We start from the raw sequence: 4,477 nt of genomic DNA, 5'->3' as shown, positions 1-4,477 counted from the left end.
GCCGTATCCTCGCGCTCGTACCTCAGCCAAACGCGTTTAACGTCTTTTATGCCGATGCCGAAGTCTTGCACGCTAAATACCGCCTCTTCGCCATCGCGCGCGAAATTTATCAAAATTTTCGTATCTTTGGGGCTGTATTTTACGGCGTTAGTGAGCGTGTTATCGATAATGCGCTGCGCGGCTAATTTGCTAATTAGCGTCCGGCAGTCCGTATCTACGTTAGTAATTAGCTCTATGTTTTTCGCCTGCGCCAAAGAGCTTAAAAACTGCGTGCGCTCTAAGATATAAGCGCCCAGCGCAAGCGGCTCTTTTGGAAAATTTATATAGCCTTTTTTAATAAAATACTCCACGTCCTCATAGGTTAACTGCATTTGTTTTAGCGCATTTTTGATGCGGACGGCGTATTTGTCGTTAGCGCCCGACATTTCTAGGTTTATACCCGCCACTCCCAGCGGCGTTTTTAGCTCGTGCATCGCGTCGTTAAAAAAATTATTCATATATTTTTGCATTTGTTTATAGGGCTTAACGCTTGAAACGTAAAATAGATAAAGCGTAAAAAATAGCGCCGCAAGCAGCATCGTTAGCGTAAGAGAGGTTAAAAATATCGCCTTGGAGTAATCCTGCGCCTTTGCCGTCACGATAAAAAACGGGACCGAATTTTTAAGAAAAAAACTCTTGTAATACAAATACCCGTCCTGAGATAAAACCGAGAATTTAAAATCCGAGGGCTCTTTGGTAAGCGTCGAAAAAACCGGCTTAAAATTCGCGTCGTAAACGGCAAATTTATAAATTACCGAGCTAGGCAGGTCTTGTCCAGCTAAAAACAGCGCTCGTATCTGCGTCTCTTGCCTAATTAATCCGAGTAAATCCTCGGACGTATCCTCTTTTTGACTTAAATTTAATATTATAAAACTTTGAAAAGCAAAAAGCGCCGCGATTAAAATCGTAACGCTAACGGGAATTTTAAGGCTTTTTCGCATTTATTTTATATCCGACTCTACGCTTTGAAGCGATAAATTCGGGCGTCGTTTTTTGGCGAATTTTAAGCACATGCATTCTAATGTCCGCGTCGTCAATCTCCTTTTCGCCCCAGACCTGCTCTTTTAGATCTTCTACGCTCACGTAAGAGCCTGCGTGAGCGATCAGACACTCGACTAGATCGACCTCTTTGGCGCTTAGCTCGACGTGCGCGCCTTTATTCGTTAGCTCGCGCTTCATAGCGTTAAAGCTAAATCCGCCCTCCAATTTCACCACCGCGTTATCGCCTACGCCGTAGTATTTCCGCATTAGCTCGTTTACGCGAAATTTTAGCTCGGCTAGCTCGAAGGGCTTTTTAAGATACTCGTTACAGCCCAGCTCGTAGCCGATCGCCATATCGCCCACGTCCGTTAGCGAGGTCATTAGCATTACGGGTGCTTCTATATTTAGGCTTTTGACGTATTTTAGCACCTCGTAGCCGTTTAGGTTGGGTACTTTGATATCGAGGATAAAAAGGTGGTAAAACCCGCTTGCTATCTTGTCGCACGCCTGCGCTCCCTCGCTTGCGGTATCGACGTCGTATCCTAGCGTTTGGAGATATTCGCACACGCTTTCGCGGTAATCAAGGTCGTCTTCTAGTAATAAAATTTTCAAAATTTTCCTTAAAATTTTAGTGGGATTTATGCCGGCAGGCTTGCGAAACTAATCGTAAATTTTAACACCCGCTAAGCGCGGGCAAAGGCGCGACGCCTTTCGTGCTAAACTAGGCGAAATTTAATTTAAGCATCGGCTAGACGCAAAGTCCGCCGAGCTTAAATTTAAATTTAGCGACGTATAGCCGAAAAAGATAAGCCTTCTCACGCTCCGATTAGCTGTCCTGCATAAACTATGTAATATCTTAACAAAACAACCCCGACGATTACAATAAAAGCGTTAAAAATTATCGCGGCGGGTTTAAAGGCGTGATTTCTTAGCGCGGTTAAATCGATAATGATCGGCAGCGCCAGACCCAGCCCTACGACGCCTAGCCAAAACATCGCCGCTAGCGCTCCGCCGCCTAGCGCCTCGCTAACTACGCGCGCGCCCGTTTGCGAACCGCCCGTTAGAGTAAATAGCGCGATAAGAAGCAAAATTTCGGCGCAAATCGCGATTAGATCAAATCTTAAAAGCTTTGCCACGACGGCGGGATCGACGTCTTTTTTAAAGAAAAACATTCCGCAAAGTACGCTAGAAGCGACGCCCGAGCTAAATCCGGATACCAAAAACAAAAACGGTAGCGCAAGATTATTCCAAAGCGCTATTTTTTGTATCGCGCTAAGTAAAAATCCCGTATAAACGCCCACGCCCACGGCTAATACGAAAAGTAAAATTTCGATAACCTTTACCGCCGCCGAGCCTAGCAAAAATTTCGCTACTCCGCCCAAAGGCGCTAAAATTTTAAACGCGCCCTCGCCTTTTAAAATTTGCGGCGCAAACGCGACTAGCAGATAAATAAACGCAAGGGGCGTATATACTAAAAGCAGCGCCACGCCGATACTCATTACGGACGTAAAATTATATTTTAAAAGTATCCAGTAAAAGCTAAGCGGTTTGCCAAGATCAAGCACCAAAAGCGCTAGCCCCGCGCAAATCGTAACGGGCGCTAAAATAGCAGCCGCTTTAAAACAGGCGTCGGTTTTAAGCCCCGCAGAAATTTCGCTAAGCGGCGCGCGGGCGCGTAAAAATATCGCGACCATCATCGCTCCTGCGCTAAGACCGGCTAAAAATAGATATAGCGCGATCGGCCACGGCCAGTAAATTTCATTGTATTGAGCCACGCTCCCCCACATATTATTCATGATTTACTCCTTTGCGGTTTGCGACGAACGCGAGATTAGGCTTGGTGTTTAGCTCGGCTTTCGGGTATAGCAGTCGCGCCGTTTTTAGATATTTTGAAATTTCGGAATTTTCGTCGTTTACGTCTCCGAAAACTAGCGCATCCGTCGGGCATACGCTCACGCAAGCGGGCTGCTCGCCGCTAGCTAGACGCGTATCGTAGCAAAACGTGCATTTGCCGATCTCGCCGTCCGGTAACACGAAGCGCGCGTCGTAGGGACAGGCTAGGATGCAGTATTTGCAGCTGACGCAAATTTTGCTATTTAGCAGCGTGACGCCTTCGGCGGTTTTAAAGCTCGCTCCCGTCGGACAAACCTCTACGCAAGGCGCATCGTCGCACATTACGCAGCTTTGTCTGGTAAAGTCGGTTTTAAGTTTTGGAAACGTCCCTTTCATTACGGCTCGCACTTGTAGGCGGTAAAGCCCGTCCGGCACGTTATTTTCGCTACGGCAAGCTACCGAGCAGGCTTGACAGCCGATGCATAGATTTTCGTCGTGTATCATCATATATTTTTTCATCGTCGCCCCTTTAAATTTTTCTTATCTCTACGCCCACGTTTCGCACCATCGTAGCCGCTACCGGACCTTCGGCGGGATTTAAAATTTTGCTATCGTTGGTGCCTATTTTATCGGTGCGCGTCATCCCCGGAGTTACGTGTCCGAAACCGTGATATACGAATAGCATGTCCTCTCTAATACCCTGCGTTAGCATCACCGTACCCGTTTCTTTACCGAAGCGGTTGCTTAGCTCGACCTTGTCGCCCTCTTTTAAACCCTTTTTAGCGGCGGTGTTAGGATGTATCCAAATAGGCGCGACGGACATCAAGGCGTTTAAAAACGGCACGTTTTGCGTGTGGCCGTTGGTATGAATAGGCGTTTTGCCGCTGCCTAGGCATAGCTCGTAGCCGTCAAATACGTCCATATCTTTTTCGTTTTGCGCTATATTACCCAAGCAGCCGTAGGTCGGAAACTGCGCCTCGACGTCCTCGCTAAATAGCTCTATTTTGCCGCTTTTTGTTTTTAGTTTAACCAGCGCGTCCATCAGCCCGTTCTCGCCGACGTGTTGCGCCGTTTGCGGGAAGCGCTTGACGAATTTTTCCACCGTGCCCTTGTCGCGGTATAGCAGGCCCGGTACGTCGTAGGTTACGTAGCCGTCTTTTTCGAGTTTGGCTAAAAATTCTACGTTGCCTTTGGCCTGCTGCATACGCCACTCGCGCATATCGTTCCACGTATAAAGCTCGTCTATCTTCATCCTGCGCGCGAGCTCGCGAAATATACTCGCGCCGTCTTTGGTATCGCCGATAGGATCTACGATTTTATTGCGGATCATGTATGCGGGCTTTAAGCCGGACTTGTCTTCGATGCCCTCGTCGCGCTCTAAATAGGTGCTCTCAGGCAGTATGACGTCCGCATACGTCGCCATATCGTTTAGATAAATGTCGCTAACTACTATAAAATCGAGCTTTTTAAGCGCCTCGACGGTTTTATCGGTGCCCGCTACGTTAATTAGGTGGTTAAAGCGGATATTAAACCAGCCTTTTACGGGATAAGGCTTTTCGCTTAAAATCGCCTCGTTTATATCCATTAGCACGCCGTGCGAGCGGCCTACGAATTTATGCTTGCC

5 protein-coding genes are annotated in these 4,477 nt (G+C 47.4%); all 5 read right to left on the bottom strand.

Features of this window, described 5'->3' with window-relative positions:
• Positions 1-980 (bottom strand): HAMP domain-containing sensor histidine kinase (locus QZ147_RS08395; protein WP_295149249.1); only part of this gene is annotated, 980 nt, incomplete at its 3' end.
• Positions 964-1,632, bottom strand: a complete 669-nt coding sequence (locus tag QZ147_RS08390; RefSeq protein ID WP_295149247.1) for a response regulator transcription factor — start codon at positions 1,630-1,632, stop codon at positions 964-966. The genes QZ147_RS08390 and QZ147_RS08395, both read right to left, overlap by 17 nt.
• A gap of 203 nt (positions 1,633-1,835) precedes the next feature.
• Entirely contained in the window at positions 1,836-2,816 is a 981-nt protein-coding gene (nrfD, locus tag QZ147_RS08385) for an NrfD/PsrC family molybdoenzyme membrane anchor subunit (RefSeq protein WP_295149244.1), read from the bottom strand.
• Complete coding sequence (locus QZ147_RS08380; RefSeq protein WP_295149242.1) at positions 2,809-3,372, bottom strand: 4Fe-4S dicluster domain-containing protein; 564 nt, start codon at positions 3,370-3,372, stop codon at positions 2,809-2,811. Before QZ147_RS08380 ends, nrfD begins: the two co-directional genes overlap by 8 nt.
• A gap of 10 nt (positions 3,373-3,382) precedes the next feature.
• Positions 3,383-4,477 (bottom strand): molybdopterin dinucleotide binding domain-containing protein (locus QZ147_RS08375; protein ID WP_295149240.1); only part of this gene is annotated, 1,095 nt, incomplete at its 5' end.

The organism is uncultured Campylobacter sp. (assembly GCF_905371695.1).
Classification (GTDB): domain Bacteria; phylum Campylobacterota; class Campylobacteria; order Campylobacterales; family Campylobacteraceae; genus Campylobacter_A.
Note: the sequence above shows the minus strand (reverse complement) of the source record. Positions and strands in the feature narration are given on the sequence as shown.